This window comes from Lysinibacillus sp. IITD104 (genome assembly GCF_036698265.2).
In the GTDB taxonomy this organism is placed as follows: Bacteria; Bacillota; Bacilli; order Bacillales_A; family Planococcaceae; genus Lysinibacillus; species Lysinibacillus boronitolerans.
Window position 1 is genome coordinate 3567469 of sequence record NZ_JBAHYH020000001.1, and the last position, 25483, is coordinate 3592951.

Consider the following 25483-nt stretch of genomic DNA (forward strand, 5'->3'; position numbering starts at 1 on the left):
CTTTCCTCCACTTTTTTTAAAAAAAACTTGACATTTTATCACTTAATGTGCAATTAGACCTTTAGGAATTTTTTTGACATATGCTAAATGATACAAAAAAAGAGCCACCCCTAGTAGGATAGCTCTTTAAATACTATTTATCTCGACATTATTCATCAAATTCACAGGATATCAAATTACTACTTAGGCAAAAAGTATCTATTTATTAATTTTATAAATAAAGTAAATAGTGGTGTTTACCGATACTATAATTTTGCTTCAGCATTTCAGTAATTAACATAGGTCCAAACTCATTGAAATATTGATACGGATTAAAGGATCTCTCTTGGAAACCATCATTTGGATACAATTCATTTTGTAGCGTCATAAATTTACGAATCGTCGTTTCATGCTTACTCAATACAGTTTGTTCAATTTTTTGCTGCAAATAATCAAATTGCTTCGCATGATTTTCTTGATTTTTCTCAAGAATCTTATCTAATTGGAGATGCTGTTTCTCTAAATAGTAGGCAAGCTCTTCATATTTTTCTGTTAACAACTGCTGCATAGCTTGAATTTGACGTTTGGCTTCACTGTCCTGTACATCTGCAATAAAACGTTCTTTCAATTGTAACGCTTTTCCTTCCCATACGTCAGTAACGGTTAGTTGATGCTCACGTAATAATTGCTCTACATGACGAGTCACAATAGTAATATGTAGGCGTGGAGCAAAAATCGGCATTTGTAAACCTAACTCTGAAAATGCATTTTTCAGTGTTGCCCAATAAGCTAACTCTCCTGGCCCCCCAACAAACGCTAATACTGGCAATGTCATCTCCTGCATCAATGGACGCGTTACTACGTTATTACTTAAACGTTCAGGATGATTATTTGCCACTTCTAATAGTTCTTCTTTTGTAAATTTAAGGTTTGCCGCTAAATTAACAAACAGATCATTTTTTCTTTCTAAAAGATATCGCTCGCCATCTTCTACATAAAATAAATTAGCGGCTTCATATGTTGCTAAAATAGGCTTACCGTAGCCAGCACGTTCAAGCTCCTCTTCCTTTTCCGTTACTACTCTAGCAATTTCTTCATTGGATTGAATGATTTGTGCAAAATATTTATGTTCAAATTGACGGAAATGAAAGTTGGCGGCATCGATTAATAATAAGCCTTCCTCTTTGAATAATTGATTCATTAGACAGGCAAAGAAATCTGTAAATGTTTCACTATTGTTCAATGCGTCAACTAATTGCTTAATCAGCGTTTCTGTATACTCTGTTTCTCCAATATCACGAATAATCGTATTAATTAATTGCGTCATCGACTCTTTGTTTAGGGCTGTTGCAGAAGCCATCGTTTTACGTCTAGAGCGCTCCCCATAAGCTCTTTTTTTCAGCAATTCCCCATGTACCGTATAGGTGTGATTGATTTCTTCTAAGTCATGATCTTCTCCAGCTATCCAGAAAACAGGAATAACAGGCTGTTGAAGCTTCGTACTTTGCTCTTTCGCTAATGCAATAACTGAAATCGCTTTATGAACGGAGTAAAGAGGGCCTGTTAAGATACCTGCTTGTTGTCCACCGACTATTACCATAGCTCCTTGCTCTAGTTGTTCTAAATGTTCATTCGCTTTTTTTGATAACCCCAGCGGCTCCATAAATTGACGGATGATTGTTGTTAATTCTTTTTGATCACGGGAATTTCTCGCTAAATGCTCCGCTCTTTTCTCAAAAGCTTGATCATTGTATTCATACTCAAAAAATTGATGAATGGCAGTATTTGGCGACCAGTAATCTGCTAGTACATGATTTTTTATAGGTACTTGGATTGACTCCAGTTTCATTTAACATAAACTCCTCTACTCACTAAATCATTTCCTTACTCATAACAAGAAATTGAATTTCATTCATACTATGCACATGAGGCTTCCAATGTCGCCTTGACGTTCAAATAGCTCAAAAAAAATCCGCGATCTAGCGGCTTTGAGGTAACAGTGTATCATCAAACACTTTTTGACAATGTTTCAGCAGACATTTCAAACTCATTAAAAAGCATCGATCTCCCTCAAGTAGGATTTTCTATATCCAACTTTGCTTTTGGTACAAAAAACATGTGCTGGTTCACTTCGTCCATGTCACTGAACTAGTTACGAAGGTTTATGAATGCAATCAATATTCTCATCCCCATAGAATGATTTTTATAACTATTTTAATGCTATTATTTTAACGCTTAAAGCTTCAACATGAAAAGAAAATGCTTAGACAACCTGTAAATATTCCATAATGGATTGAATAACACCCACGATACATATCACTAGATAAGCTGTACTAAGTATTAAGAATAAAAAACGCCAAATTTTCTTTAATAACGGCTTTACTTCTATTTCCTTTTTTGTCCGCCAATCAATATATGTAAAAATCATGGCCATCATTATCGCGAGTATCACCAAAAGCGCCCCAACATTCACACGCCAAAGCACACCGATAGCTAATGGAACAGAAAAAAACAAGCACAATGTCGTAACATCAGAGGCTGCTCCAAAAGCATGTGTGCCACGAATTTTAACTTTCCTGCCAACCAGATAAACAATGATGAAAAGAACAATTGGACAAAAAATTATAATACTAATAACTATATGTAAAAGGTCTTTCAACTTCTTTCACCGCTCTCCTCTATTGCAAGCACTTGATGATATAAAGTACGCAAAGTAGGTAAATTATGACCGTTTGCTAAAGCTTTATTTAGAATGACACCAACAATTGTTTCGATTTCACTTTTTCTCCCCTGCAGACGATCTGCTAGCATAGATGAAGTATTGTTGGCCGTTTTCCTACATAAGTCTATCACATCACTAAAAGATATGGTGTGTTCAATCTCTTCAAAAGCTTCCGTAAGCTCTCGATAAATATTCTCTAGCAGTATAAATGCTTGTTGATTAGTCACTAACTCTCCGTTCTTTACTTGCAATACAGCTGTCAATGGATTAATTAAGCTATTAAGTACCGCTTTTGCAAAAAGCATTTGCTCTGCATTACTAGCCAATTCAATAGGAAATGAGGAATGTTGTAATTGTAGTAGCTGTTGAAAAGCCTGGTGTTCTCCTCGTTCTATCGCTATTTTACATAGTCCTACTCCTCTATGCTGAACCGTTGATTGGTCCAACAATTGAGCTCCAAAGGTCACTGAACCAAAGGCGATATTTTTTTGTGGCAAGAGTAGCGCCTCCTCAAAATGCGCTAAGCCGTTTTGCATAAAAAGCAACGGCATATCACTTGAGAATAAGGATAATTGATTGTAGAGCTTTTGCAAATGTCCATATTTAACAGCAATCACTAGTAAATCTTGCTTCGGGAGATTAGCCAAATCCGTAGTAGCAACAATCCTTTGCACAGTTTTAGTCCCATCAACGTTGATACGTGTTAACTTCTTGGCATTTAGTTCATTTACTTGTTCCTGCCTTCTGGCAACCAACGTTACCGGTACACCAGACTCCGCTAAAAAGCTTGCTGTTAATTGACCAACCGCCCCTGCCCCAATTATCGCTACTTTCATTGTCTCCACCCTTTCCATCTTTACTGATCAATGTTACCTCGAGGTCTTTACATCTGGATTGTTCAAAAAAATTGAAACACTCTGGGATACTTTGAAGCAACACGATATTATTCACACCATCAAAGAGGGTTACGCACTTTTTTGCATGCCCTTATATCAGTAGACTTCTAAAACACCCATCTGATGCTTCACCTCTGAATAATACATTCATAAAACTATAAGAATAAGGTGCCTTAGAATACATCTAAGGCACCTTCTACGCAGGTTCTTTTATTATACAGGATAGACTGATTATTGACGATATACAGAAAGGGTTTTATGTCCATAAAAGAAAAGCAATGTAATTCATGTTCCAAAAGCCACGTAAGCATAATTTTAATCTTTCATTAATGAATAACCTTGCTGAAGCCATTTCACTAGCTTATCATGCTCATTTTGCAATTCACGATGCTTCATTTCAAGCGTTTGATAAGCCTCCGTTAATTCGTCAAAACTTGTCAACGCTAATTTCAAATGACTTCGCATAGATTGTTGGGGCTGATTTCGCACAGCTAATAGCGACTGACTATATTGACCACGTAATGTTTTATTCCAGCGGAAACCACATGCTTGTTTTGTACGACCTAGTTCTGCAGCCGCCATTTCAAAGGCTTCTAGCTGCGTTTTACCATTTTGCACATTATGCAAGACAATCTCTGCTAGTCTTTCATCGTCTTCCTTTGTCCATTGATCTTTTCTTTTTTTCAATTCCATAATCTATCACCCTCGCATTTTTTACTACTATATGCAGTAACGAGCAAAATAGAATCATTGCATGAAAAAAGACAGTGATCTTGATTTCCTCTTATCACTGCCTCTATACATTACTTATTATTATTCTTTGTCAAGAAATTATTAACTGCTTGGTGGTGCGCGTCACTTTCCCACAACTTTGCACATGTCCGAACTTCCTCCATTACACGCTCATACATATTGCGTTCACGCCACTTCCGAAGTTCAATTTCTTTATACGCCTTATGAACAGAAGGATGGATTTTACGCATATGTTCAATAAAATCATCCAACGCTTCTTCTTTCGAGCCTTCAAAAACACGCATAGCCCACCCTATCTCATATAATAGCTGTGCGGGATATGGCTTTGCATCTACAAGCATCTTCATCGCACGATCATGGCGTAATCCCCGCTCAAATAAGTATGTACCACCACCCCAACCACTTGTAATCGCTAAGGTCCCTTGAATAAAGCCACACTTCGCATGACTTGCCACTAGACGAAAATCACAGGCTGTAGCAATCTCACAACCACCTCCAACAGCAGTACCATTTATAAGAGCAATAGTCGGCACCGGCAGTGTTGCAAGTTCATATAATATTTTCCCCATCTTACTTAACATACCAAATGCCTCATCTTCTGTTTCTAATGAATGAAACTCAGATAAATCCCCTCCTGAGCAAAACGATTTATCGCCAGCACCAGTCACTACTAAGAAACGCACATCTTCGTGCCCACGAATATATGTAATGACTTCTTGAAGACCGTTCATCACTTCATCATTGACCGCATTCCGTTTCTCTTCTCGGTTAATGGTAAACGTCATAATGCCATCATGATTGTCAATTGTATAAGACATATTACTACCCCCTTTGTCGCAATGAATAAATTGTATCACACAATTATTTCACTATTGTAAAGAACTTCATAATCAACGAAATATTCCGTCTTTTCAAGCAAACAAAAAGGCTAGTAAAGAGCCATGGTCTCTCTACTAGCCTTTTAAGTGAGCAAACACTGTATTATTTGCTTACTACTTCTTTACCTTTGTATTGTCCGCAAGCTTTGCAAACACGGTGTGATAATTTAGCCTCACCACAGTTAGGGCAAGTTACCATACCAGGTACAGATAATTTGAAATGCGTACGACGCTTTCTTTTTGCAGTTTTAGAAGTTCTTCTAAATGGTACAGCCATTGATGGCACCTCCTTACAGATCGTCTATTCGTCTGTTTGATCAAAATACTTAGCTAAAGCAGCTAGTCTTGGATCCACTTTTTGTTCGTCAGCTTTTTTGTGTAGCTCTACGTCTTCATCTGTTGCATAAGACCAGTTTTTACCACCATGCACTTGTCCTTCAGAATCTTCCTTGAACACTTGCATTGGTACCTCAAGCAAAACTAATTCCTCAAGAACTGGTTTCATGTCGATGACTTCACCGTCAATATAGTGAATGTCTCCGTCATCGTCTCCTCGTTTATCTTCGTCAATCCAGCTAAAAATTTCAACTGTCTCAACTTCAATTGGAAACTCAACATCCTCCCATGTGCGAGCACATGGTAGTGTTAACGTTGCTGTCACAGTTAACTGACATGTCATTTGCGATGCACCAAAAGTACATAGCCCTTTTACATGAACGGGCGAAATTGCTCGAATATCCTGGTTTCGCTCCATCACTTCGTCCAGCTGGACAAAGGCATCGATTGGCATCCCGTTTTGGCGGTATTTAGATAATTGATGAATTGACCATTTCATTCGTTTAATCACCTCGAGACAACACTGTTGATTATATAATGTGTAAAAATAGATGTCAAGATAATTTCTTGTCACCACTTTAAAACCCACCTATAATTATATACTATGAGAAGTGTATTTACTCCTAACAGTTTAAAATAAAGACACAAATTATAAGGGGGAGAAGCATGCAAGCAGTTGGAATTGTTGTTGAATATAATCCTTTTCACAACGGACATGCTTATCATTTAGAACAGGCTAAAAAAGCAGCACAGGCAGATCTCGTAATCGCTGTTATGAGCGGCACATTTTTACAACGTGGAGAACCTGCCATGGTAGATAAATGGACACGTACGAAAATGGCACTTTCTGGCGGTGTAGATATTGTTATTGAACTGCCTTATGTCTATAGTACAGCACCTGCCACAGACTTCGCAAAAGGAGCCATTTCCTTATTAAGTGCTGTTGGTTGCAACTCTTTTGCCTTTGGAAGTGAAGACGGCTCTATTCAGCCCTTTCAAAACACTTTTGAGCTGATTGACAGCCACCGTACAGAATATGACCAGTTCATTAAAGACAGCCTTAAAACAGGTGCAAGCTACCCAAAAAGCCTACATTACGCCTATGAACAGCTTTCTCAGATGTACCCTGCTCCATACATCGATCTTGCACAACCAAATAATATATTGGGTTTTCATTATCTTGAAGCAGCAAGGGCACTTAACAGCAACATTAAACCATTAACAATTCCTCGCGTTGCAGCAGGATATCATGATGCATTAAAGGAAGATGCATCGATCGCCAGTGCCACTGGCATACGTAAAGCCCTTGCCTCTACAAATTCTTTACAAAGTGTACAAAATGTTGTTCCTACTGCTACTTTTGATTATTTAACAGACTGGCATACAAAGTATAACCAATTTGCAAGCTGGGAAACCTTTTGGCCGTTATTACAGTTCACCATTATAAGACATACCCCTTCAGAACTTACTCGTTATGCAGAAGTAACAGAGGGCATAGAAAACGCAATTGTAAAAGCAGCAAAAAACAGCTCTACATTTTATAGCTTTATGGAAAAAATAAAATCTAAGCGTTATACTTGGACCCGCCTTCAACGGATGATAACACATATCTATACAGGGTTTACCAAAAAGCAGCTTCAAAGTTTTAACGCACCCTCTTTTATTCGGCTATTGGGTATGAGTTCGACAGGACAAGCTTATTTAGGTCAGCAAAAAAAGAATATAGAATTACCCTTAATCAGTCGAGTTGCAGCTACAAATGATGCGATGTTAGCTATCGATATTCATGCAGCAGAGCTTTATAATTTAAGTATCGAGCAAGGAACAAAGGGGCTTACGCTGCCAAGGGATTATCAAACACCACCTATTCGTTGCTAAAGACATCAAAAGGGATGCTAAAGTCCTCTTAGCATCCCTTTACATTATTTTGGTTGAAGTTGCTTTAAATAATTGATAGCATCGTCAACGCTTTTCACGGGAACGATTTTCATTTTTGTTTTAATCTCTTTGGCCGTTTTGACAGCAGTTGCATAATTCGATTCTAGCTCTGGATACTTCGCTTTCATTTCTTGAGTGATTTCATCATCTGGTGCAAAAAAGATTTCCATACCGTCACGATCAGCGGCAATAACCTTATAATCTATTCCACCAATTCTGCCAACCGATCCATCTATTAGCATTTCACCTGTACCAGCAATTGCATAACCTTTTGTTAAATCTTCATCAAGCAGTTGGTCTAATATTTCAAGTGTAAACATCAGTCCAGCAGAAGGTCCCCCAATATCCTCTGTTTTCATCGTCACTTTCGGATTCGTTTCAATTGATTTGCTTTCTGTATAGGAAATACCTAAACCCGCTCTATGTTCTTGGGCGTTTGGAATTTCCTGTAGTGTAATAGTCTCCTGATGTTGTTCTTCATTACGTATAAATTGAATGGTTACTTTATCGCCAAGCTGCTTAGGTTTTAATAGATCCACAAGCATTTGCTGGCTAGTTATTCTTTGACCATCAACCTCGATAATTTCATCACCAGCTTTTAAAATACCGTCAGAAGCTCCTCCGTCTAATACATTTAATATGAATACACCATTAAAAAGAACCTTTGTCTCTAGTCCTGCTCTTTGGAAGGCTACATATTTGGCATTAAATTGTGAATCAGACATTAACTTTAACTGTCGAATATTATATTCCTCATCATCCTCTAAAGGATTTCGTACTTGCTCAATATCCATTAGCTTTTGATATTTTTGAACTTTCGCCCACAAATACGAAAATGGTGTGGCTTGCTGCATAGCAACTGTCATTAAACTTAAAGACCCCTCACTATCTGCCTCTTTACTATCCACAGTAACGAATTTACTGACATCATAGGCACTTCCAGGTTTCATAATATACGCGTCTAGTCGGTATAACATCATAAAACAAATCACGACTATTAACACTGCATAAATACTAATTTTTTTCTTCACTTGAAAACACCTCCTAGGACGCTTGCAAAACCATACGTTCATGTTTTTGCCTTTCTCACATATATTGATTTTAGCATTTGCCTATGTGAATGACAAAAAGTTGAAACGAGATGATAACATGTTTGCTACAATTCAAATAGTGCTCTGCGTAATTCTAATTCTCTTACTCTTGTTATTCCCACAAACCGCTCACAGTGGTACTGATTTAGGCTTAAATCTTTTCATGGAAGCACTTTTTCCGTACTTATTGCCGTATCTTGTGTTAACACAATGGCTTCTGCGTTTAACAGCCCCTATGCGTACCAAAACTAAAAGGGCTTCTTTATACGTACAAGCCTACATTATTAGTGCTCTTGGAGGCTATCCAACTGGCGCAACCACTATTGTTTATTTGAAAAATAGTGGTCAACTACACCCTAAAGAGGCAAATTTTTTGCTAGCTGTTTGTCATGCCCCCAGTCCACTTTTTGTATTAGGTTTTGTAAGTCTTGATTTACTACACAATAATACATTTGGATGGTTGTTTTTATGTTTACTACATACGTTTAATATTTGTTGCCTAGTAACTGGCTACTTTTTCTTTCGCAAAACTGATTCACCTAATATCTCCGTACACAACACACCACTCTATAGTGCTCCATTTTCGGAAAGTATTAAAGAAACAGCCCCAACAATTCTGCTAGTTGGTACAACCATCATCTTTTTCACAACGATTCAAACCATCGTACAACAAGGCTTAGATCAGCTGATACCAAAGCTTCCCTATACGCTTGAGCTTTCCATAGCAGCTGTTCTGGAGGTAACGAACGGTCTTAAAATGACAGTTACAGCATTTCCAGATCTTCCGTATATCCATTTACTTGTTGTGATTTTGTTAACGATGCAAAGTATAAGTATTCACTTACAAATTTTTGTTATCGCCAAATCTGCAAAACTTTCTGTACGACCTTATATTAAATTCCGCCTCCTTAGCATAATCATTGTACCCACTATTTATGCTCTATTTTTTCTAAAATAACAATCGCTCTAAATATTAAAAAGAGGATGTCGTTGTTCTTTTGACATCCTCTGCATCCTTATTGTGCAAAACCATATTTTTCTTTTAAAGCCTTTACGACACATGTAGGGACTAGCTCGTTAACATCACTACCGTATTTCGCAACCTCTTTTACTATACTAGAACTTAGGAATGAATATTGATTTTTCGTCATGATGAAAAATGTTTCGATTGTTTCATCCAGGAAACGGTTCATCGATGTAATTTGCATCTCATATTCAAAATCTGACACTGCTCGTAAGCCACGAACAATTGCCTTCGCCTTTTTTTCCTTAGCATAATCAATCAATAAGCCTGAAGAACTCTCTATACGAACATTAGGTAAGGTGTTTGTCACTTCAGCCATCAAAGCCATACGTTCCTCTACAGAAAACAAAGGATTCTTTGCTGAATTGTTTAATACTGCTACATATACGATATCAAACACATCCGCCGCACGTTTAATTATATCTAAATGGCCGAATGTTACAGGGTCAAAACTTCCAGGAACTACAGCAATTTTTTCAGACAACTTATTCTCCCTCTTCCTCTGTACAGCGATAAACAGAAATAATTGTTCCGCCATATGTTTCTTGTCTTGTTAAAACAAATTCCCCAAAATTTTGAGGTAATTGTACCTCTTTTGCATGTTCACATAAAATAATACCATCTTGTTGTATTTTACTGTTATCGACCAAAATCTGTACGAGGTCATAATATTCCTGCTGATGGTATGGTGGATCTAAAAAAACGAGTTTAAACGTAATGTCACGTTTTAATAGCGCTTTCACAGCGCGTTTTGCATCTATACGAAAAAGCTCTGTATATTCTTCATAACGGCATTTTTTTATATTTTCTTGTAGCACCTGGAATGCTTTAGGATCTTTCTCAATAAAAACGGCACGCTCCGCCCCTCTGCTTAATGATTCAATCCCCAAGCCACCGCTTCCAGCAAACAGATCTAGCGCGAAACCTCCATCAAAAAACGGCCCAATTATATTAAAAATGGATTCCTTTACTTTGTCAGTTGTAGGCCTTGTCGTATTTCCTGCTATTGCTTTAAGCGGCATTCCTTTGCGCTCTCCTGCTACAACTCTCATATCAATATCTCACCGTGCTTTCGTCTATATAAAGTATTTTGCAGCGAAAGGTTGGCCCTCCGCTGCAAAAGTTATTGTTGCTCTTGTGTTAATATTTGAATACGCTCATCCTTTTTTTGCAGTTCAACTTGGAATAATCGCTGTAACCAAGCTTCTTCTACATAATAATGATCAGCAATCTTAATAATTGGTTCAGAGATTGATGAATATCTACGTTGGTTGAATACATAAAATCCAGGCTCTTTCGGAAAGCGGAATGTCCGATGCTCACTATTTACATAATAGCCATTCTTTCCTTCCTCAGCCGAGTAGCCAAGGTAAGGCAATAATGTATCTGCCGTATATAACACCTGTCCATCATATAGAATAACATGAACATCTTCTTTCAACGTATCATCCACATAGATATCACGTGCATCCTCAAATAAAAGTGGATAGGTTCCATTTTGCTGAGCTGCATTTAAGGCAAAATAAGATGTTTTGGCATCTAATACCTGTGATAAGTACTTGTCCATTGTATCTGGTGAAATCGATTCATCTCCAAGCTTTTTCAATGTTTCCTGCCAAGCTTGTTGTTGACTATCCGTCATGTAATCATTTAATGTCTTGATGATTTTCTTTGTTTTTTCTCCACCAATTGGATCGTTTATTAAATAGGATGCCACAACCTCAGGCAACCATTCTGGAGAATCTACAAAATTATATTGTGATTTTATTTGTGATAAAATTACTTCCTGCTCTACAGCTTGTGCAGTAAGTGTTGGTAAAAATAACAATCTTTCGTCATGAACTGCTACTGGACTTTTTTCTTGAATAATTGCAATATGTTCATCACTTAGAAGCTGTATATTTTCTACTGATTTCAGAAAATCATTAGGGACTTCTTGCTGTGCATAAATTGATAATACAGGTGTTTGCTCTTGCGCTTTAAGCTCCCCAGCTTGCCAATATAAATCTTGAACAGTACCGTTTCCTCTAAACATTGTGTAATTGACAAGTACAAGTTGTTGTTGACCTACTAGGGGTAAACCTGTAACCCATTGTCCTTTCACTTTACTGTCTGTAGAAATCGAAACAATTGAATAGGACGCTTCACCATTTATTAGTGTAGCAAAAACATTTTGAAGGAGCATCTTATTTTTTAAGCCACCTTCAATTGGAATTATGTATGACACAGATTGTGATTTTGTCTCCCCTTTTGCAAAATAAGAGACTTCATCTGATAAACGATCACAGCTTTTTTCATTTTCAATAAAGCAACTAGCGTTTGTTGCTTTTTCAGGCCATTTAATTTTCACCTTTTGATTTGGTAGGTTTTTAAAATGTTGACGAATATCTAAGCTATTTTCGCGATAGACAATTTCTATTTCCTGAGAATAATGAAAATCTCCTATGCCTGTTTCTAAATCAGATGAATAAGCATGGTATTGGAAAAATACCGTTCCTGTAATGATTAGTGCTAAAATAGAAAAAAAGCTTAATGCAAATTTCATGTGCTTGACCTCCCGCAGCATGATACTATGAATATTGGAAAGGATGTGCAATTATTATGCCACAACAATTTATAGAATTAGGTGAAGGCTATGGTGATGTTTACGAGCTACTCGAAATTATTAAAACCAACCAGGAACGTTTTCATCAAGCCTTTTTACTAACATCTACAAAAGAAGACAAGAAGGTGATTTCTTTAGCTGTCGCCCTTAAACCAGTCGGCGAAAGTAAGTTCATGCCTATTTATATTTGTCGAGAGGGCATCCCATACAATGAAGAACAGCCAACACAGCGACAAAAAATGTTTGAAGCACAAATAGAACAACTCGGTCGAAAAGCAGTAGTTGTAGAAATAAAGCACTCATCTATATTTTCGGAATCAAAACTATTTTATCAATACTTAATAGGTATATTAAGACTAAATAACTATATACCTGCATTGACATAAGTTTATAGACCTACTTTATAGTCATATTCCTTTGCTTTATCTGGTTTTGCATTTTCATATTCAGTTTTTACAAATGGACGATAAGACGCCACAACGTCTTTCACAAATGGAAGGCGTTGTAGTTTTGTTGTCATCATGTCAATATCCTCACGATCGCAGTAAAGCACTACGTATTTTTGCCTTCTAGAAATATAAAGAACATGACCATATTTCCGAAGTGACTTCGCATGTTTTAATTGATGGACGTAAACGATTAGCCCTTGTCGTTCGTTCATATTGGATTCCCTCATTTCTTACATAAAAGAATACCATAGACCAGAAAATGATAGCAACAGAGTTTAGCTGACAGAACGCTCAATTTTCCGTTATAATGGAAAAGCATACGACGTTGAACATCGTGAAGATGAATCAGTGGTTTTAATTAAATTCAATTGTAGCATCATTACAGGAACAGAAGAATGCTGAAAGATGATCATGCCACAAATGAACCCTTTACAAGACATTTGCATCTCCATAATGATTGTTTTTCAAATAGGATGGCAAAAATCGGCATAAAAAAAATCATCATTCACTTATACTAGTAACTCATTTAATAGTAGGACACCTGTACTTACTACTATTGATTAAACAATGAATTCACTACTACTTTTTATATGAGGATAATTGTTAAGGAGGACGAATATGGGTAAGAAAACAAAAATTGCGCTTGCAATTGCAGCAGCAAGTGCAGCAGCTTGGGCAGGCAGTAAAGCTATTTCAAAACCACAGCAACGCGAAGGTAAACAAGCATTACAATTCGAACGCCCCATAATTCTTGCACATCGTGGCGGAGCTCTTTTAGCACCAGAACATACAATGGTTGCATTTGAAAAAGCTGCACAGCTAGGTGTTGATGGCTTTGAAATCGACATTCGCCTAACGAAAGATGAGGAAATTATTGTTTTCCATGACGAGACAGTTGAACGTACAACGGACGGCTATGGGCTTATTGCAGATATGACGTTGGCAGAAATCAATGCCTTAAACCACGGCTACCAATTTGAAGATTTAGAAGGAAATTTCCTATATCGAGAGGATAAATTAGATGTCGTCACTTTACGAGAGTTGCTTGAAACCTATCCCAACATGCTAATCAACATTGATATCAAAGATGCTCCTGATACTTACGAAGGGAGTCTAATGCCTTCTAAACTTTGGCGCTTAATTGAAGAGCTTCAAGCTGAACATCGTGTCGTTGTGACAAGCTTTTATGGTGAGCAAATAGATCGCTTTAATTTATATGCGCAAAATCAAGTAGCACTTGGTGCAGGTGAATCAGATGTAAGAAAAGCATTTGCTTCCTTCTCAAGTCAGTTTGGACATTTATATCACCCTAAAGTGGATGTTTTTCAAATTCCTCCAAAGTCAGGGGTTATTGCATTAGATTCTCCTAAATTTATTCAGTTTTTAAATAACCTCAATATTCCAGTCCACTATTGGACAATCAATGACATAGATACGATGAAAAAATTACTCCATAATGGGGCAAAGGGCATTATTACCGATCGTCCTGATATTGCTGTTGAGTTATTACAAGCTCAAGAATCTAAATAAGTCAAGACATAAAAGGGAAGCACACTGAACGAATGTGCTTCCCTTTCATTTAAATGTTAGACCCATTATTACTTTCCATATCATTAAACGTTATGTTAAATAGTTTATGATTGCATCAGTTACTTCTTGTAGTGTGGCAGTTCCACCCAAATCAGGCGTTTTTATATCCTGCGCTAATGTTTGCTCAATAGCATCTAATATCCTTATTCCCATATCTTGATAACCAAGGAAATCGAGCATCATCTTACCTGTCCAAATTTGTCCAATAGGATTGGCGATTCCTTGACCAGCTATATCTGGTGCAGAACCATGGACAGGCTCAAACATTGATGGATATTGCCCTTCAATGTTTAGATTTGCTGCAGGTGCAATACCGATGCTTCCCATAATGGCACCTCCTAGATCTGTCAAAATATCCCCAAATAAATTCGATGCTACGATAACATCAAAGTTTTCTGGTTTCATCACTAAAAATGCCGCTAGAGCGTCAATATGATTAGATGCTTGACCTATCTCTTCATATTCTTTTCCTACTTGAGCAAACACTTCATCCCAAAAAGGCATGCTATATGTAATCCCATTTGATTTTGTAGCACTAGTCACATGTCCATTACGTGTTTTGGCTAGTTCAAATGCATAGCGCATCGCCCGTTCTGTTCCCTTTCTTGTAAAAACAGCATTTTGGATTGCTACTTCATCTTGACCACTATGTATTCTTCCTCCGCTTTCCGCATATTCCCCTTCGGAATTTTCCCTTACAACAATAAAATCAAAGCCATTTGGTTGTCGTAAAGGTGATGGTAGCCCTTGTAGAAGCTTTGCTGGTCGCACATTAATAGATTGCTGTAGCTCACGTCGAATTTTAATGAGCAGACCCCATAATGATACATGATCTGGAACCAAGTTAGGCATTCCGACTGCACCTAAAAAAATTTGATCATACTGTTTTAACAGCTCAATGCCATTATCAGGCATCATTTTCCCTGTCTCTAAATAGTATTCACAGCCCCAGGGAAAAGTTGTCCATTCAAATTGAAAGCGACCATCTAATAACGCTGCCTGATCTAGAACTTTTATTGCAGCTGGCACAACCTCTTTTCCTATTCCATCCCCAGGTATCACAGCGATACGATATGTTTTCATTCATGCTTCCTCCTTCAATTTAATGATAAAAAAGACTGTAAACTAACTCAGTTGTTGCCTTCGAGTTGTCTACAGTCTAGAAGAGATATGTTATATACACATCCGATTTACGCTGAGCAAGAGCATGAACCGCCTGAGCCGCATCCACCTCCGCAAGATGAACTAGATGCAAAGAATGGATTACTAACAGGAACTTTTACCGCTTCAGAGACTGTTTTTCCTATTAATAAGCTAATCTCATCAAGTAAATCCTGGAAATCGTTTTCAGCAATTTTCAAGGCCGAAACTTTCTCATTTAAGTCAAGGGCCCTTTTCTGTTGGCGAATCGACTTCATAATTGTATGGTAGTCCGGATGATATTTACCGAAACGTTGTACATCTTCGTACTGCTCTTTCATGCGATTAAATGCATATATAGCTTCAACAATTTGTGCATCACTATATACTGCTTCATAAGCTTGTTGTAGCGCCATCGCAGGTTCTGAGGAAAGAATCATCTCACAAAGCGCTTCCGCCTCATCCAAAATGATTACCCAGTCAGAGGTCATCATCATTTTTAATTCCCCCAATCTCTTTCCCATCATAACAGATTTTATGGTAATTTTACATTATTGATAATTTTAATGAAAGAGGTTTTCCAAATGATGACAACATCTAAAGGTCAGATTGAACAATTAGTTGCCGAGATTTTACAAGATAGTACCGAGGAAGATGAAGAAGTTTTATTACATCTTTTAAATGGACTGCGGGAGAAACAGCAAGGCATTCACCGTCGTTATCTTAATGCTACTTTACATATGGTAGGTAAATTTGAGCCTGAGGCCAGTGAGGTTCGTATCCCTATTACACCTGTCATCCACAATACGATAAAGGTGCCACATGGAGGTATTATTGCCACGATTGCTGATGCTGCTATGGGAGGGCTTGCTTCGCGGTCTGTGCCTGAGGGCTATAATGTAGTTACTACGAATATGAATGTATCGTATATTGCTACCACAACCAATAAAGAATTGATTGCACGTGGTCGTTTTGTCCATAAGGGACGCCAAACGCTTGTCATGGAATGTGATATCGAAGATGAAACTGGTCGTAGGCTTGCCATCGCTACAGGATCTTTCTTTGTTATTCAGCGTCGTCTGTAATTAAACTCGCAAAATAGTCTTTAATACATTGTTGATCGGAAAAAGGGAATTTTTGATTTTTAATTTGCTGTGTTTGTTCATGCCCTTTTCCGGCAACAAGGACAATGTCACCTTTTTCTGCCTTTGCTAACGCTTGATGGATAGCGAGTTTGCGATCTAAATAAATTTCATAATATTGTTGCTCTGAAAAACCAGCAATAATACTTTCATTAATCACAATAGGATCTTCATCACGTGGATTATCTGTTGTTAAATAAATAACATCAGCGTATTTACTTGCAACTGCTCCCATTGCAAAGCGTTTCGCCTTATCTCGATTTCCCCCACAACTGAAAACAAGGTAAATTGTTTTGGAGCGATCAAAGGTTTGTAACACCGCTTGTAAAGCTTCTGCTGTATGGGCATAATCTACATATACATCAATACCTAATGGATTTTCAATCTTCTCTAGCCTGCCCTCTGGTAGCCTTAATGACCACATATGTCCAACTATATCTTCCATAGGTACACCTAAGCGCCATACAGCCATTAAAGAAGCTACAGCATTTTGCACATGATATTTTCCGACAAAAGGAATTTCTACAATATGTTCACTCGCTGTAGTCTGTAAACAAAGAACGGTTTTCCCAACTGATTCACTGACGATTTGGATATGTAAATCATTGTGATTATCAAAACCAAATGAGCAAGATTTTTTCTTATCATAAATGCCAACAGAGCGGCAAAAATTATCATCTCCATTTAATACTAGCTTTTTTGATAAATCCGCTAAACGCTTTTTAGCACGTTTATAAGCTTCTAACCCTCCATGATCTTCTAAATGATCTTCTGATAAATTTAAAAATACACCACAGTCAATGTCACAATGATCGAGCCTATGCTGCTGCAACCCCATTGAAGAAGCTTCTAATACAACATGAGTCACACCTTTTCGCACACACTGTTTAAGAATGGGATGTAATTCTTTAGCCTGCAATGTTGTTAATTGCTCATAAGCTGTTTGTTGTTTCTCACCATTGATGAAAAAGCCAACTGTTCCAATAACTGCTGCTTGTTTATGTAGTGCATTTAGTAGCTGACTGACAAAATGACTCACTGTAGTCTTCCCATTTGTACCCGTAATGGCGATAACAGTTAAAGCTTCTGCTGGAAAAGCAGCAAGCTTCGCACTTGCATACGATAAAAATAATGCTGTATTTGGAACCCATACAAAAGGAATTTCTTTATCTATAATTGGCAAAGAAATACTTTCTTCTGAAACGATGGCAGCTGCTCCGCGTGCCAATGCTTCTTTGACAAACCGACTTCCCGATGTTTTTTTACCTTTTCTCACAATAAATATGTCACCAGGCTGTACTGCCTGTGCATAGTCCTCTACACCAGTAATTTCTGTCCGTATAGATCCCCCTGTCACGCTGCATGGCCAGTCTTTTAATAACTCTGCTAATTGCAAACCTCATTCCCCCTCTCAGTTCTCTATCATATGACGGCGTTTGTAACGGTGTGACGAAAAATGTAGAAGCCTCAAAGAAGGAGAAATGCACATAAAAAATGAAGACAAGCCCTTTTGCTGAAAGCTTGTCTTCATTTGAATATTATTCTGTTATGGTGAGGTTTGATCTGATTTCTCTGTAGAATCTTCGCTATCTTGTTTTTCATTTTTTGTCTCTTCATCATCATCTTGCTTTTCTCTTTCCAGTTCTTGCGTAGTAGGTTCAATATATATTTGCGTGTAATAATCTACAAAGACGCCAGAACCAACGCGGGTATATCGATCATTCAAAAGAACTTTTCTGTGTTCAGGAGAATTTGTCCAGCCATGCATGGCTTCAATCGCATCAAAATAGGCAGTTGCCAGGTTTTCATTCGCTTCACTATACTCGATATGTTGCGTCTGTAATCGCTTTTTTAGATCGCCATAGGTTGGAGATTCATGCGCTAAAAAATTTTGCACCTTCATGTCCTCACTATGCATCCTTGCCGCTTCCTCTAACGATTCATCCATTTCTAAAGGAAGTAAATCATGATGGACTCTTGTTACATTTAACAAATCATCTAATTGTTTAGCGCTAGCCACATCAATTTCTTGCTGTAAAAATGAGGAAGGAGGCGTACGTCTTACAAGCTCCCCTTGGTAGCTCATTTCATATGGCTGATGAAGGACAAGTGTTTCACTGTCTGTATATCGTATCCCTTGTAACTCACTCGTCTCTCTATCTATATAAAGCTGTGCATAAAGACCATCAAATTTGATCAGCAGCCTTGTTTGCATATCTTCTTCACTCATCGAGAAAATGAAAATATTTTCGCCTACAGTGGCCGCTACCTCATAATCAATGATTGTCATTCTGTATATTTCATCACGTTTTTGGCCCACTTTAAAAGGAAATGCATCAATTTCTTGTCCTGCTATGTAAATTTGTGTCACAATATTATTATCAATACCAATCATAAAAAAAGTTGACACATCTTTATTGTAGACCCACCATTGATAACCAAATGAAGATGGCTCTTTTCTTGCTGGCTCCCCATATTGTTCTAAAACAGTTTGCGTGCTTTTTCCTATCAATGTGGAGATACCCGTTTGTGGACGTGTCATTGCTCCTATTGCAGGTTCCTGCTTTAGTTGTGTTTGAGGTATGATATTCGAGTTGGTATTTGGGCCTTCTAGTGGCTCATTTTCCTTAGGGGTATTAAAGAACATAAAGCCAATTAATGCAACTGCACCACAAACCATTAAAATGCGGAATAAAGCTTTCATACAGGACTCCTTTTCATCACCATTATTGTAAGTTATTATATCAATTGTAATTGGGTTGACACAATGTTGTCATTGCAACAATGTCGAATATGCTCTATTATAAAAATGAGCGTATACTTTGTACGAGAACCTAAAGGAGGACTATACATGTATTTTGAAAATACTAACCTTGAAAATTTAACAGCTGATCAAGAACTACTTGTCAGCATTATGAAAAAACATGGTTTAAAATGTGATGGCGGCTGGGATTACGAGCGTATGACATTCGATAAACGATTCGATACTCGTGAAGGTCGTTATTACCTACGCGTATTCGCATATGCTATTTCTGGTGACGTAGGTGCACACGATGCCATCCTTACATTAATGAAACCAGTCCTTGGTAAATACTATTATCCACATGGTGTTGAATATGGCGATGACGAAGTTTATCCAGCACACCTTGTAAAAAAATGTGAAGAAATCTTAAAAAAGGTTAAATTAGAATTAGATCAATTCTCAATCGAACCTACAAATAAAAATAACTTTGAACCTGTTAACGCACGCTAATCTTTCGTACATTAAAGTGACTACAAGTAAGTGTAAATAGCTTCATGGTTGTAAAAAGACTGGTGGTCCAGTCTTTTTTATTTTGAGTAAAAAAATTTTTTCTTCTCATACTACCTATATCTATTACAAGATGTAGGTGGGAAAAATGTTATCATTTTTTAATCGTCCTTTTTTTCGTCATCCCATTATTGTTATCGCAATGGGTATACTTATCCTTTGGTCAATCTCTATATCGTTACCAATTTTACTTGCCTACTTAACCGCGTTACTTTTAGAACCAATCATTGTTCGAATGTGCAAACGGTTTAGAAAAAAATGGAAAATCGTTGTTTTCTTCTTTTTTTTATTTTTTCTAAGTATATCTTTATTATTATGTACACTTATCCTCTATATAAGCTGGAAACAATTTTCTTCCTTTATTATTGATATACCAGATTATCTTAATCAATTGTCTGCCCTATGGATACAAATGCAATCTAAGCTCAGCAACTACACCTATCATTTACCTGTAGAGCTAGTTTCACAAATTCAATTCATGATTGCAAAAGCCTTAGCATCCATTGAAAAATTTTCCTTATCCTTAACTAACGTCAATGTTTGGTCCACATTACTAACATATATTCCCACACGACTATTTGATATTTTTGTTTATTGGATTGTGTTGTATATGTTGCTTTTAGAATTACCAACAATTAATCGCAAATTATTAACGCCTGTTCCTTTTCATTACCATCAAAAAATTATCTTTATTGGACAACGTGTTAAGCTAGCCTTATTTGGATTTCTGAAAGCTCAATTACTTGTAGGGATAGGGATCTTTGCCATATCATTCGCTGCGTTTTATTTTTTAAAAACACCTTTTCCTATACTATTAGCACTTTTACTTGTTGTTTTAGACTTTATCCCTTTTCTTGATTCATTTATTTTATTAGTCCCATGGGCAATCTATCAGGTATTTGCTGGCGATTATTTATATGCAGCTATCTTAATTTTATTAACCTTTGGGCAATTTCTAATCCGCCGAATGATCGAGCCCAAAATTATTGGCGATAAAATTGGACTTTCTTCCTTGAATACCTTTATTGCTATGTTTATTGGTTTTAAAATCTTTGGATTTCTTGGGATATTAATTGGTCCATTACTTGTTGTCGTAGTGCTTTCATTATTCCAACCAACTATAAAAAATCTCCCTCCTGCACAGAAATAAGGAGGGAGATTTTTTTTAAAATCCTAAAATGGCTTTAATTACTGATGTTGTTTCACCAGGTTCAAATAAAATATACAATAATAAATAAACTAATACACCTGTTATGGCAACAAAGAACCAAATAATACTTGTAATTGGCCCAATTCGTCTGTGTAATTTAATGTTCATTTTCAAACCTGAAATAATACTAACGATACCAAACACTGCTCCAGATGTCGCTAAAATAATATGGAAAATCAAGAAGAACGTATAATATGGTTTTAAATCTTCTCCACCGCCAAAAGCCGTATTTCCAATAAAGATTGTACGGGACGCATAGATGATAAAGAAAATAAGTGCTGCAACACCTGCAGCAAGCATCACTTTCTTATGTCCCTCTACATTTCTTTTTATAATTAAGCCCCACCCTATTGCTACTAGTACAGCACTAATAACGATAAACGATGTACTAATAGTAGGCAAAATTTGCAATTCCATTGTCAAAACTCCTTACACAAAGTAAATTTCTATTCTTCATTTAATGTTGCTGTTGACTTTCCCACTTCTTTTGGTGGGCAGCTAAAGCGTCAGCAGTGATTTTATCTGGATCTTTTTGCTCAGAACGATACCATCTTGTGAAGATTGTACCAATAAGTACACCAAAAATAAGTTCTTGTAGGATTTTCATTAACACGCCACCTAACTGCTGATCTGCAACGGGTTTCATGTCTGTAAATAGCTCTGGTCCAGATAAAGATAATCCTGACAATGTAGAGGCTGGTACACAAAGCTCCATTGCCTTTAACCATGCATCACCGTTTGTGTATGTCTCATACATTGCATTTGGAGCAAAGATGATTAATCCACAAGCAGGTGTAATTAAAACGGCATTGGCAATAATATACGCCAGTTTATGCAAAGGCTTCATTTGATCACTATTTGGCATATTTTGAATTAAAGGCCAGTACATAAACACTGCTGAAAGAAATAATACAAATGTATAGGTACCATGTAATGTTTCATTTAATTTAATGTAATCCAATACGGACGGTAAATGATAGATAGAAAATAGACCGATAAATACAAAGACTGCAACAACTGGTAATGTTAGCACTTTAAACAACGTTCTAACTACCGGCGCCTCAATAGCCACCTTCCAAACCCACCAAGGAATCCCTTTAATTAGGAAAATAGGAACAAGCAATAACAGAATAGCCATTTGCACCATGTGCATGGTAAACATAATATGAGCCATTAAATCGATAGGTGATCCTTTGATAATATAAATGGTAATCATAGCTAAAACAAAGTAAATAGCTTCACTTTTTTTCAAAGGTTCACTTACTTTAAAATCTTTACGCCACTTTGTTGTGACTAAAAAATAAATGATTGTTATAAAAACAAGAACCCCTATTAAATACGGGCTCCACAATGCTTGGAAACCAAATATACTAAGTGGCATATAGAACGCACTCCTTTAAACTTCAGTACTCCTATTATAAAACGCTTACAGCTATACTGCAATGAACGAAAGGTGAACAAATGTTAAGTTTAACAGCGTTTGCCTCTTTTGATACCTTAATAACTTCAAAACATAAGAAAAGCACGTTCGTACAAAATAACGAACGTGCTTTTTTGGTGATTACCACCAAATGATTGTTAAAAATGCTAAGAAGAATGTAAATGCGATTAAGATTCCCATCCACATGAAGAATCCAATAACGCCACCAAAGTGCGTTTTTTTGTCTTCTAAGTGCATGAAAGAATAAAGTTGAAGTACAACTTGAACGCCAGCCAATAATAATACGAATGGCATAATTAAGTATTTAGAAAAATCAGCTGCAACTACTGCGAATGCGATAAAAGTGAAGAAAATCATAATCGCAAAGTTGATTACTTGTTTACGCATATGAACGGCATTATGATGACGATCATACTCATACTGTGCTTGAGACTTAGCAACTATAGGTGTATCGTGTGAAGACATTATCCGATCACTCCCATCAAGTAAACTACTGTGAAGATAAATACCCAAACTACGTCGATAAAGTGCCAATATAAAGCAGCTACGAAGAATTTAGGTGCATTGTACAGGTTTAATCCACGTTTAGCATTACGGATCATTAAAGTACCAATCCATACAAGACCTAAAGTTACGTGGAAACCGTGTGTACCAACTAAAGAATAGAAAGCTGTTGCGAATGCAGATTGGTTAAATGTAAAACCAAGGTGCACATAGTGGTTGAACTCATAGATTTCAAGTGCTAAGAATCCAAGACCTAAAGCTAATGTAATCGCTAACCAAGTTTGCATACCTTTAAAGTTAAAGTTACGCATATGGTAAATTGCATAAACAGATGTTAATGATGATGTTAATAATAACATCGTCATAGCAAATGCTAATGGTAATTCAAATAAACCTTGAGTTGTGAACTCCATGCCAGCTGGCCCTTTGTTCTTAAGCGCTAAATAAGTAGCGAATAAACTTGCGAAAAGTACAACTTCACAGGCAAGGAAAATCCAGAAACCAACGACTTTATTTTTACCTTCCATCGTAGCTTGTTCAGGATGATCTGGCCAAGTATGAGGAGTAAATTTAGTATTGAAATCCATTATTTATTTCCTCCTTTGCCGTAAAGATGTTCTTCAATTTCAAGAATTTCTTCTTTGTGTAAATGGAAGCCATGATCGTCTTTAACAGAACGGGCAATCATCGCACCAAATGTAATAGCTAAACCAATGATTAATACATAGATAGACCATGGTTTATCTGCGTCTGGATTGTAAAGTGCACCAAATGCTGCAATAAACATACCTAATGAAATAACGAATGGAATCGCTGAGTTATTTGGCATATGGATATCACCTAGTGGCTCAGCAAATGTAACTTCTTTATTACCTTCTTGCTTTTCAATCCACCATGGATCTAAACCACGAACAAGTGGTGTTTGACGGAAGTTATAGAATGGAATTGGTTGTGGAATTGACCATTCTAAAGTACGTCCATCGCCCCATGGGTCGCGTCCTGCTGGTTTGCCCTTAATAGACATTAAGCAGTTGATTACCATTAAGATAACCCCTACACCCATCATTAATGCACCGATTGTAGAGATATAGTTGAATTGATCCCAACCTTGACCTTCCATGTAAGTGAATACACGACGTGGCATACCCATCAAACCTAAGAAATGTTGAAGGAAGAATGTTAAATGGAATCCGATAAAGAATACCCAGAAAGTAATCTTACCAAGCGTTTCGTTTAACATACGGTTGAAGAAAATTGGCCAGTAGAAGTGCGCTGAACCGAATAGTGCTGTAACAATACCACCAACGATTACGTAGTGGAAGTGAGCAACGATAAAGTAAGAATCGTGTAATTGATAGTCAAGAGGTGCAGATGCTTGCATTACCCCTGTAACACCACCCGCAACGAATGACGGGATGAATCCAAGTGCATAAAGCATTGGAGTTGTAACTTTAATTGACCCACCCCAAATAGTTAGGATCCAGTTGAATACTTTCATACCTGTTGGAACCGCAATTGCCATTGTTGCAACAGCGAAAATTGCGTTTGCTGTTGGCCCAAGACCAACTGTAAACATATGGTGAGCCCAAACCATGAACCCTAAGAAACCAATTAAAATTGTAGCGAATACCATTGAAGAGTATCCAAATAGACGTTTACGAGAGAACGCTGGAATGATCTCAGAGAATAAACCAAATGCTGGTAATACTAAGATATAAACCTCTGGGTGTCCGAAGATCCAGAATAAGTGTTCCCAAATTACTGTGTTACCACCCATTGTATGGTCAAAGAAGTTACCACCGAACATACGGTCAAATAACATCATTAATAAACCAATTGTTAATGGAGGGAATGCGAATAAAATTAAGGCACTTGATACAAGAGCAGTCCAAGTGAATAATGGCATACGCATAAATGTCATACCTGGAGCACGCATTGTAATAATCGTAACGATAAAGTTAAGACCTGAAATTAAAGTACCTGCCCCTGAAATTTGTAAACCAAGTACATAGAAATCAATACCATGTCCTGGAGAGTATAAAGATAATGATGCATAAGAAGTCCAGCCCGCATCAGGAGCGCCACCCATAAAGAATGACAGGTGAAGGAATACTGCACCTAGGAAGAATAACCAGAACCCTAATGAGTTAAGGAACGGGAATGCAACGTCACGCGCACCAATTTGTAATGGTACAAGCATGTTCATAAATGCGAATAGTAGTGGCGTAGCAGCTAGGAATAACATTGTTGTTCCGTGCATTGTTAATAATTCATTGAAAAAACCAGCTGATACGAAATCATTATTTGGTTTCATTAATTGAATACGCATTAATAATGCTTCAAAACCAGCGATAGCGAAGAACAATGTACCGGCTAATAAATACATCACTGCTAACTTTTTATGGTCGACAGTAGTGATGTAATCCCAGACAGCTGCTCCAAAGCCCTTTTTCTGTGTGTATGAGCTCACAACTT

At 37.2% G+C, this 25483-nt stretch carries 28 protein-coding genes; 7 read left to right on the forward strand and 21 right to left on the reverse strand.

Annotation, left to right across the window (positions count from 1 at the left end; genetic code table 11):
- Positions 1–211: 211 nt before the first annotated feature.
- From bshC to V1L66_RS18210, 7 genes are all read right to left on the reverse strand, one after another.
- Positions 212–1828 carry a bacillithiol biosynthesis cysteine-adding enzyme BshC gene (gene bshC, locus V1L66_RS18180; protein WP_333006128.1) on the reverse strand — a complete coding sequence of 539 codons (1617 nt, stop codon included), beginning with the start codon at positions 1826–1828 and terminating at the stop codon, positions 212–214.
- A 414-nt stretch (positions 1829–2242) separates the two neighbouring features.
- Entirely contained in the window at positions 2243–2638 is a 396-nt protein-coding gene (locus tag V1L66_RS18185; RefSeq protein WP_221679721.1) for a DUF3397 domain-containing protein, read from the reverse strand.
- Complete coding sequence (locus V1L66_RS18190; protein ID WP_312125009.1) at positions 2635–3555, reverse strand: 2-dehydropantoate 2-reductase; 921 nt, start codon at positions 3553–3555, stop codon at positions 2635–2637. The genes V1L66_RS18185 and V1L66_RS18190 overlap by 4 nt, the downstream gene beginning before the upstream one ends.
- Before the next feature lie 357 nt (positions 3556–3912).
- Positions 3913–4290 carry a transcriptional regulator gene (locus V1L66_RS18195; RefSeq protein ID WP_333006130.1) on the reverse strand — a complete coding sequence of 126 codons (378 nt, stop codon included), beginning with the start codon at positions 4288–4290 and terminating at the stop codon, positions 3913–3915.
- Positions 4291–4400: 110 nt separating this feature from the next.
- Complete coding sequence (locus V1L66_RS18200; protein WP_333006132.1) at positions 4401–5168, reverse strand: enoyl-CoA hydratase/isomerase family protein; 768 nt, start codon at positions 5166–5168, stop codon at positions 4401–4403.
- A 163-nt stretch (positions 5169–5331) separates the two neighbouring features.
- The gene (gene rpmF / locus V1L66_RS18205) at positions 5332–5505 is read right to left on the reverse strand and encodes a 50S ribosomal protein L32 (RefSeq protein WP_004224819.1); all 174 of its coding nucleotides are present in this window, start codon (positions 5503–5505) and stop codon (positions 5332–5334) included.
- A 24-nt stretch (positions 5506–5529) separates the two neighbouring features.
- Positions 5530–6063, reverse strand: coding sequence for a DUF177 domain-containing protein (locus V1L66_RS18210; RefSeq protein WP_004224818.1), 534 nt, complete (start codon positions 6061–6063; stop codon positions 5530–5532).
- Positions 6064–6230: 167 nt separating this feature from the next.
- Between V1L66_RS18210 and V1L66_RS18215 the strand changes: the two genes are divergently transcribed.
- The gene (locus V1L66_RS18215; protein WP_333006140.1) at positions 6231–7442 is read left to right on the forward strand and encodes a nucleotidyltransferase; all 1212 of its coding nucleotides are present in this window, start codon (positions 6231–6233) and stop codon (positions 7440–7442) included.
- A gap of 44 nt (positions 7443–7486) precedes the next feature.
- On the opposite strand, the gene V1L66_RS18220 is transcribed toward V1L66_RS18215, so the two are convergent.
- Entirely contained in the window at positions 7487–8533 is a 1047-nt protein-coding gene (locus V1L66_RS18220) for a SepM family pheromone-processing serine protease (RefSeq protein ID WP_258859591.1), read from the reverse strand.
- A 118-nt stretch (positions 8534–8651) separates the two neighbouring features.
- Here V1L66_RS18220 and V1L66_RS18225 point away from each other — a divergent pair, with 118 nt between their 5' ends.
- Complete coding sequence (locus V1L66_RS18225) at positions 8652–9551, forward strand: hypothetical protein (protein WP_258859592.1); 900 nt, start codon at positions 8652–8654, stop codon at positions 9549–9551.
- A 58-nt stretch (positions 9552–9609) separates the two neighbouring features.
- Here V1L66_RS18225 and coaD read toward each other — a convergent pair whose 3' ends face one another.
- The 3 genes from coaD to V1L66_RS18240 all read right to left on the reverse strand — a co-directional run bounded on the left by coaD (position 9610) and on the right by V1L66_RS18240 (position 12162).
- The gene (gene coaD, locus V1L66_RS18230) at positions 9610–10101 is read right to left on the reverse strand and encodes a pantetheine-phosphate adenylyltransferase (protein WP_036077107.1); all 492 of its coding nucleotides are present in this window, start codon (positions 10099–10101) and stop codon (positions 9610–9612) included.
- A gap of 1 nt (position 10102) precedes the next feature.
- A complete protein-coding gene (rsmD, locus tag V1L66_RS18235; RefSeq protein ID WP_036077105.1) occupies positions 10103–10669 on the reverse strand; it encodes a 16S rRNA (guanine(966)-N(2))-methyltransferase RsmD in 567 nt (188 codons plus the stop codon).
- A 71-nt stretch (positions 10670–10740) separates the two neighbouring features.
- Positions 10741–12162, reverse strand: a complete 1422-nt coding sequence (locus tag V1L66_RS18240) for a hypothetical protein (RefSeq protein WP_036077102.1) — start codon at positions 12160–12162, stop codon at positions 10741–10743.
- A 56-nt stretch (positions 12163–12218) separates the two neighbouring features.
- Between V1L66_RS18240 and V1L66_RS18245 the strand changes: the two genes are divergently transcribed.
- Positions 12219–12608: a hypothetical protein gene (locus tag V1L66_RS18245; RefSeq protein WP_036077099.1), complete on the forward strand. Its 390-nt coding sequence runs from the start codon at positions 12219–12221 to the stop codon at positions 12606–12608.
- 2 nt (positions 12609–12610) lie between these two features.
- Here the strand turns inward: V1L66_RS18245 and V1L66_RS18250 are convergent, their stop codons facing one another.
- Entirely contained in the window at positions 12611–12883 is a 273-nt protein-coding gene (locus tag V1L66_RS18250) for a YlbG family protein (RefSeq protein WP_004224806.1), read from the reverse strand.
- A 406-nt stretch (positions 12884–13289) separates the two neighbouring features.
- Here V1L66_RS18250 and V1L66_RS18255 point away from each other — a divergent pair, with 406 nt between their 5' ends.
- Positions 13290–14201 (forward strand): glycerophosphodiester phosphodiesterase, encoded by a 912-nt coding sequence (locus tag V1L66_RS18255; RefSeq protein ID WP_036077092.1) that lies wholly within the window; start codon positions 13290–13292, stop codon positions 14199–14201.
- 90 nt (positions 14202–14291) lie between these two features.
- On the opposite strand, the gene V1L66_RS18260 is transcribed toward V1L66_RS18255, so the two are convergent.
- Both V1L66_RS18260 and V1L66_RS18265 read right to left on the reverse strand, forming a co-directional pair.
- Positions 14292–15344: a tartrate dehydrogenase gene (locus V1L66_RS18260; RefSeq protein ID WP_333006141.1), complete on the reverse strand. Its 1053-nt coding sequence runs from the start codon at positions 15342–15344 to the stop codon at positions 14292–14294.
- A gap of 107 nt (positions 15345–15451) precedes the next feature.
- Positions 15452–15898 (reverse strand): YlbF family regulator, encoded by a 447-nt coding sequence (locus V1L66_RS18265; protein ID WP_016992780.1) that lies wholly within the window; start codon positions 15896–15898, stop codon positions 15452–15454.
- Between the two features lie 87 nt (positions 15899–15985).
- Here V1L66_RS18265 and V1L66_RS18270 point away from each other — a divergent pair, with 87 nt between their 5' ends.
- A complete protein-coding gene (locus tag V1L66_RS18270) occupies positions 15986–16486 on the forward strand; it encodes a PaaI family thioesterase (protein WP_258859596.1) in 501 nt (166 codons plus the stop codon).
- Here V1L66_RS18270 and V1L66_RS18275 read toward each other — a convergent pair.
- On the reverse strand, positions 16467–17939 hold the full coding sequence (locus V1L66_RS18275; protein ID WP_016992778.1) for a UDP-N-acetylmuramoyl-L-alanyl-D-glutamate--2,6-diaminopimelate ligase: 1473 nt from the start codon (positions 17937–17939) through the stop codon (positions 16467–16469). The two genes, V1L66_RS18270 and V1L66_RS18275, sit on opposite strands and share 20 nt — an antisense overlap.
- A gap of 150 nt (positions 17940–18089) precedes the next feature.
- Complete coding sequence (locus tag V1L66_RS18280) at positions 18090–19247, reverse strand: CAP domain-containing protein (protein ID WP_016992777.1); 1158 nt, start codon at positions 19245–19247, stop codon at positions 18090–18092.
- A 147-nt stretch (positions 19248–19394) separates the two neighbouring features.
- On the opposite strand from V1L66_RS18280, the gene V1L66_RS18285 reads away from it, so the two are divergent.
- Together V1L66_RS18285 and ytvI are read left to right on the forward strand one after the other, a co-directional pair.
- Positions 19395–19796 (forward strand): YugN family protein, encoded by a 402-nt coding sequence (locus tag V1L66_RS18285; protein WP_333006142.1) that lies wholly within the window; start codon positions 19395–19397, stop codon positions 19794–19796.
- Between the two features lie 145 nt (positions 19797–19941).
- Entirely contained in the window at positions 19942–21003 is a 1062-nt protein-coding gene (ytvI, locus tag V1L66_RS18290) for a sporulation integral membrane protein YtvI (protein WP_333006143.1), read from the forward strand.
- Positions 21004–21018: 15 nt separating this feature from the next.
- Here ytvI and V1L66_RS18295 read toward each other — a convergent pair whose 3' ends face one another.
- The 5 genes from V1L66_RS18295 to ctaD all read right to left on the reverse strand — a co-directional run bounded on the left by V1L66_RS18295 (position 21019) and on the right by ctaD (position 25478).
- Positions 21019–21480, reverse strand: a complete 462-nt coding sequence (locus V1L66_RS18295) for a DUF420 domain-containing protein (RefSeq protein WP_016992774.1) — start codon at positions 21478–21480, stop codon at positions 21019–21021.
- A 40-nt stretch (positions 21481–21520) separates the two neighbouring features.
- Positions 21521–22444 (reverse strand): cytochrome c oxidase assembly factor CtaG, encoded by a 924-nt coding sequence (gene ctaG, locus V1L66_RS18300; RefSeq protein WP_016992773.1) that lies wholly within the window; start codon positions 22442–22444, stop codon positions 21521–21523.
- Between the two features lie 180 nt (positions 22445–22624).
- Positions 22625–22969: a cytochrome C oxidase subunit IV family protein gene (locus V1L66_RS18305; RefSeq protein WP_004224789.1), complete on the reverse strand. Its 345-nt coding sequence runs from the start codon at positions 22967–22969 to the stop codon at positions 22625–22627.
- Positions 22969–23595: a cytochrome c oxidase subunit 3 gene (locus V1L66_RS18310; RefSeq protein ID WP_004224788.1), complete on the reverse strand. Its 627-nt coding sequence runs from the start codon at positions 23593–23595 to the stop codon at positions 22969–22971. Before V1L66_RS18310 ends, V1L66_RS18305 begins: the two co-directional genes overlap by 1 nt.
- Positions 23595–25478, reverse strand: a complete 1884-nt coding sequence (gene ctaD / locus V1L66_RS18315) for a cytochrome c oxidase subunit I (RefSeq protein WP_004224787.1) — start codon at positions 25476–25478, stop codon at positions 23595–23597. Before ctaD ends, V1L66_RS18310 begins: the two co-directional genes overlap by 1 nt.
- Between the last annotated feature and the right edge of the window lie 5 nt (positions 25479–25483).

Bases quoted from the DNA above. Each gene is read 5' to 3' on its own strand.
- bshC (WP_333006128.1), bottom strand. From the start codon at position 1,828: ATGAAACTGGAGTCAATCCAAGTACCTATAAAAAATCATGTACTAGCA.
- V1L66_RS18190 (WP_312125009.1), bottom strand. From the start codon at position 3,555: ATGGAAAGGGTGGAGACAATGAAAGTAGCGATAATTGGGGCAGGGGCG.
- V1L66_RS18195 (WP_333006130.1), bottom strand. From the start codon at position 4,290: ATGGAATTGAAAAAAAGAAAAGATCAATGGACAAAGGAAGACGATGAA.
- V1L66_RS18200 (WP_333006132.1), bottom strand. From the start codon at position 5,168: ATGTCTTATACAATTGACAATCATGATGGCATTATGACGTTTACCATT.
- rpmF (WP_004224819.1), bottom strand. From the start codon at position 5,505: ATGGCTGTACCATTTAGAAGAACTTCTAAAACTGCAAAAAGAAAGCGT.
- V1L66_RS18210 (WP_004224818.1), bottom strand. From the start codon at position 6,063: ATGAAATGGTCAATTCATCAATTATCTAAATACCGCCAAAACGGGATG.
- V1L66_RS18215 (WP_333006140.1), top strand. From the start codon at position 6,231: ATGCAAGCAGTTGGAATTGTTGTTGAATATAATCCTTTTCACAACGGA.
- V1L66_RS18225 (WP_258859592.1), top strand. From the start codon at position 8,652: ATGTTTGCTACAATTCAAATAGTGCTCTGCGTAATTCTAATTCTCTTA.
- rsmD (WP_036077105.1), bottom strand. From the start codon at position 10,669: ATGAGAGTTGTAGCAGGAGAGCGCAAAGGAATGCCGCTTAAAGCAATA.
- V1L66_RS18240 (WP_036077102.1), bottom strand. From the start codon at position 12,162: ATGAAATTTGCATTAAGCTTTTTTTCTATTTTAGCACTAATCATTACA.
- V1L66_RS18245 (WP_036077099.1), top strand. From the start codon at position 12,219: ATGCCACAACAATTTATAGAATTAGGTGAAGGCTATGGTGATGTTTAC.
- V1L66_RS18250 (WP_004224806.1), bottom strand. From the start codon at position 12,883: ATGAACGAACGACAAGGGCTAATCGTTTACGTCCATCAATTAAAACAT.
- V1L66_RS18255 (WP_036077092.1), top strand. From the start codon at position 13,290: ATGGGTAAGAAAACAAAAATTGCGCTTGCAATTGCAGCAGCAAGTGCA.
- V1L66_RS18260 (WP_333006141.1), bottom strand. From the start codon at position 15,344: ATGAAAACATATCGTATCGCTGTGATACCTGGGGATGGAATAGGAAAA.
- V1L66_RS18265 (WP_016992780.1), bottom strand. From the start codon at position 15,898: ATGATGATGACCTCTGACTGGGTAATCATTTTGGATGAGGCGGAAGCG.
- V1L66_RS18270 (WP_258859596.1), top strand. From the start codon at position 15,986: ATGATGACAACATCTAAAGGTCAGATTGAACAATTAGTTGCCGAGATT.
- V1L66_RS18280 (WP_016992777.1), bottom strand. From the start codon at position 19,247: ATGAAAGCTTTATTCCGCATTTTAATGGTTTGTGGTGCAGTTGCATTA.
- V1L66_RS18285 (WP_333006142.1), top strand. From the start codon at position 19,395: ATGTATTTTGAAAATACTAACCTTGAAAATTTAACAGCTGATCAAGAA.
- ytvI (WP_333006143.1), top strand. From the start codon at position 19,942: ATGTTATCATTTTTTAATCGTCCTTTTTTTCGTCATCCCATTATTGTT.
- V1L66_RS18295 (WP_016992774.1), bottom strand. From the start codon at position 21,480: ATGGAATTGCAAATTTTGCCTACTATTAGTACATCGTTTATCGTTATT.
- ctaG (WP_016992773.1), bottom strand. From the start codon at position 22,444: ATGCCACTTAGTATATTTGGTTTCCAAGCATTGTGGAGCCCGTATTTA.
- V1L66_RS18305 (WP_004224789.1), bottom strand. From the start codon at position 22,969: ATGTCTTCACACGATACACCTATAGTTGCTAAGTCTCAAGCACAGTAT.
- V1L66_RS18310 (WP_004224788.1), bottom strand. From the start codon at position 23,595: ATGGATTTCAATACTAAATTTACTCCTCATACTTGGCCAGATCATCCT.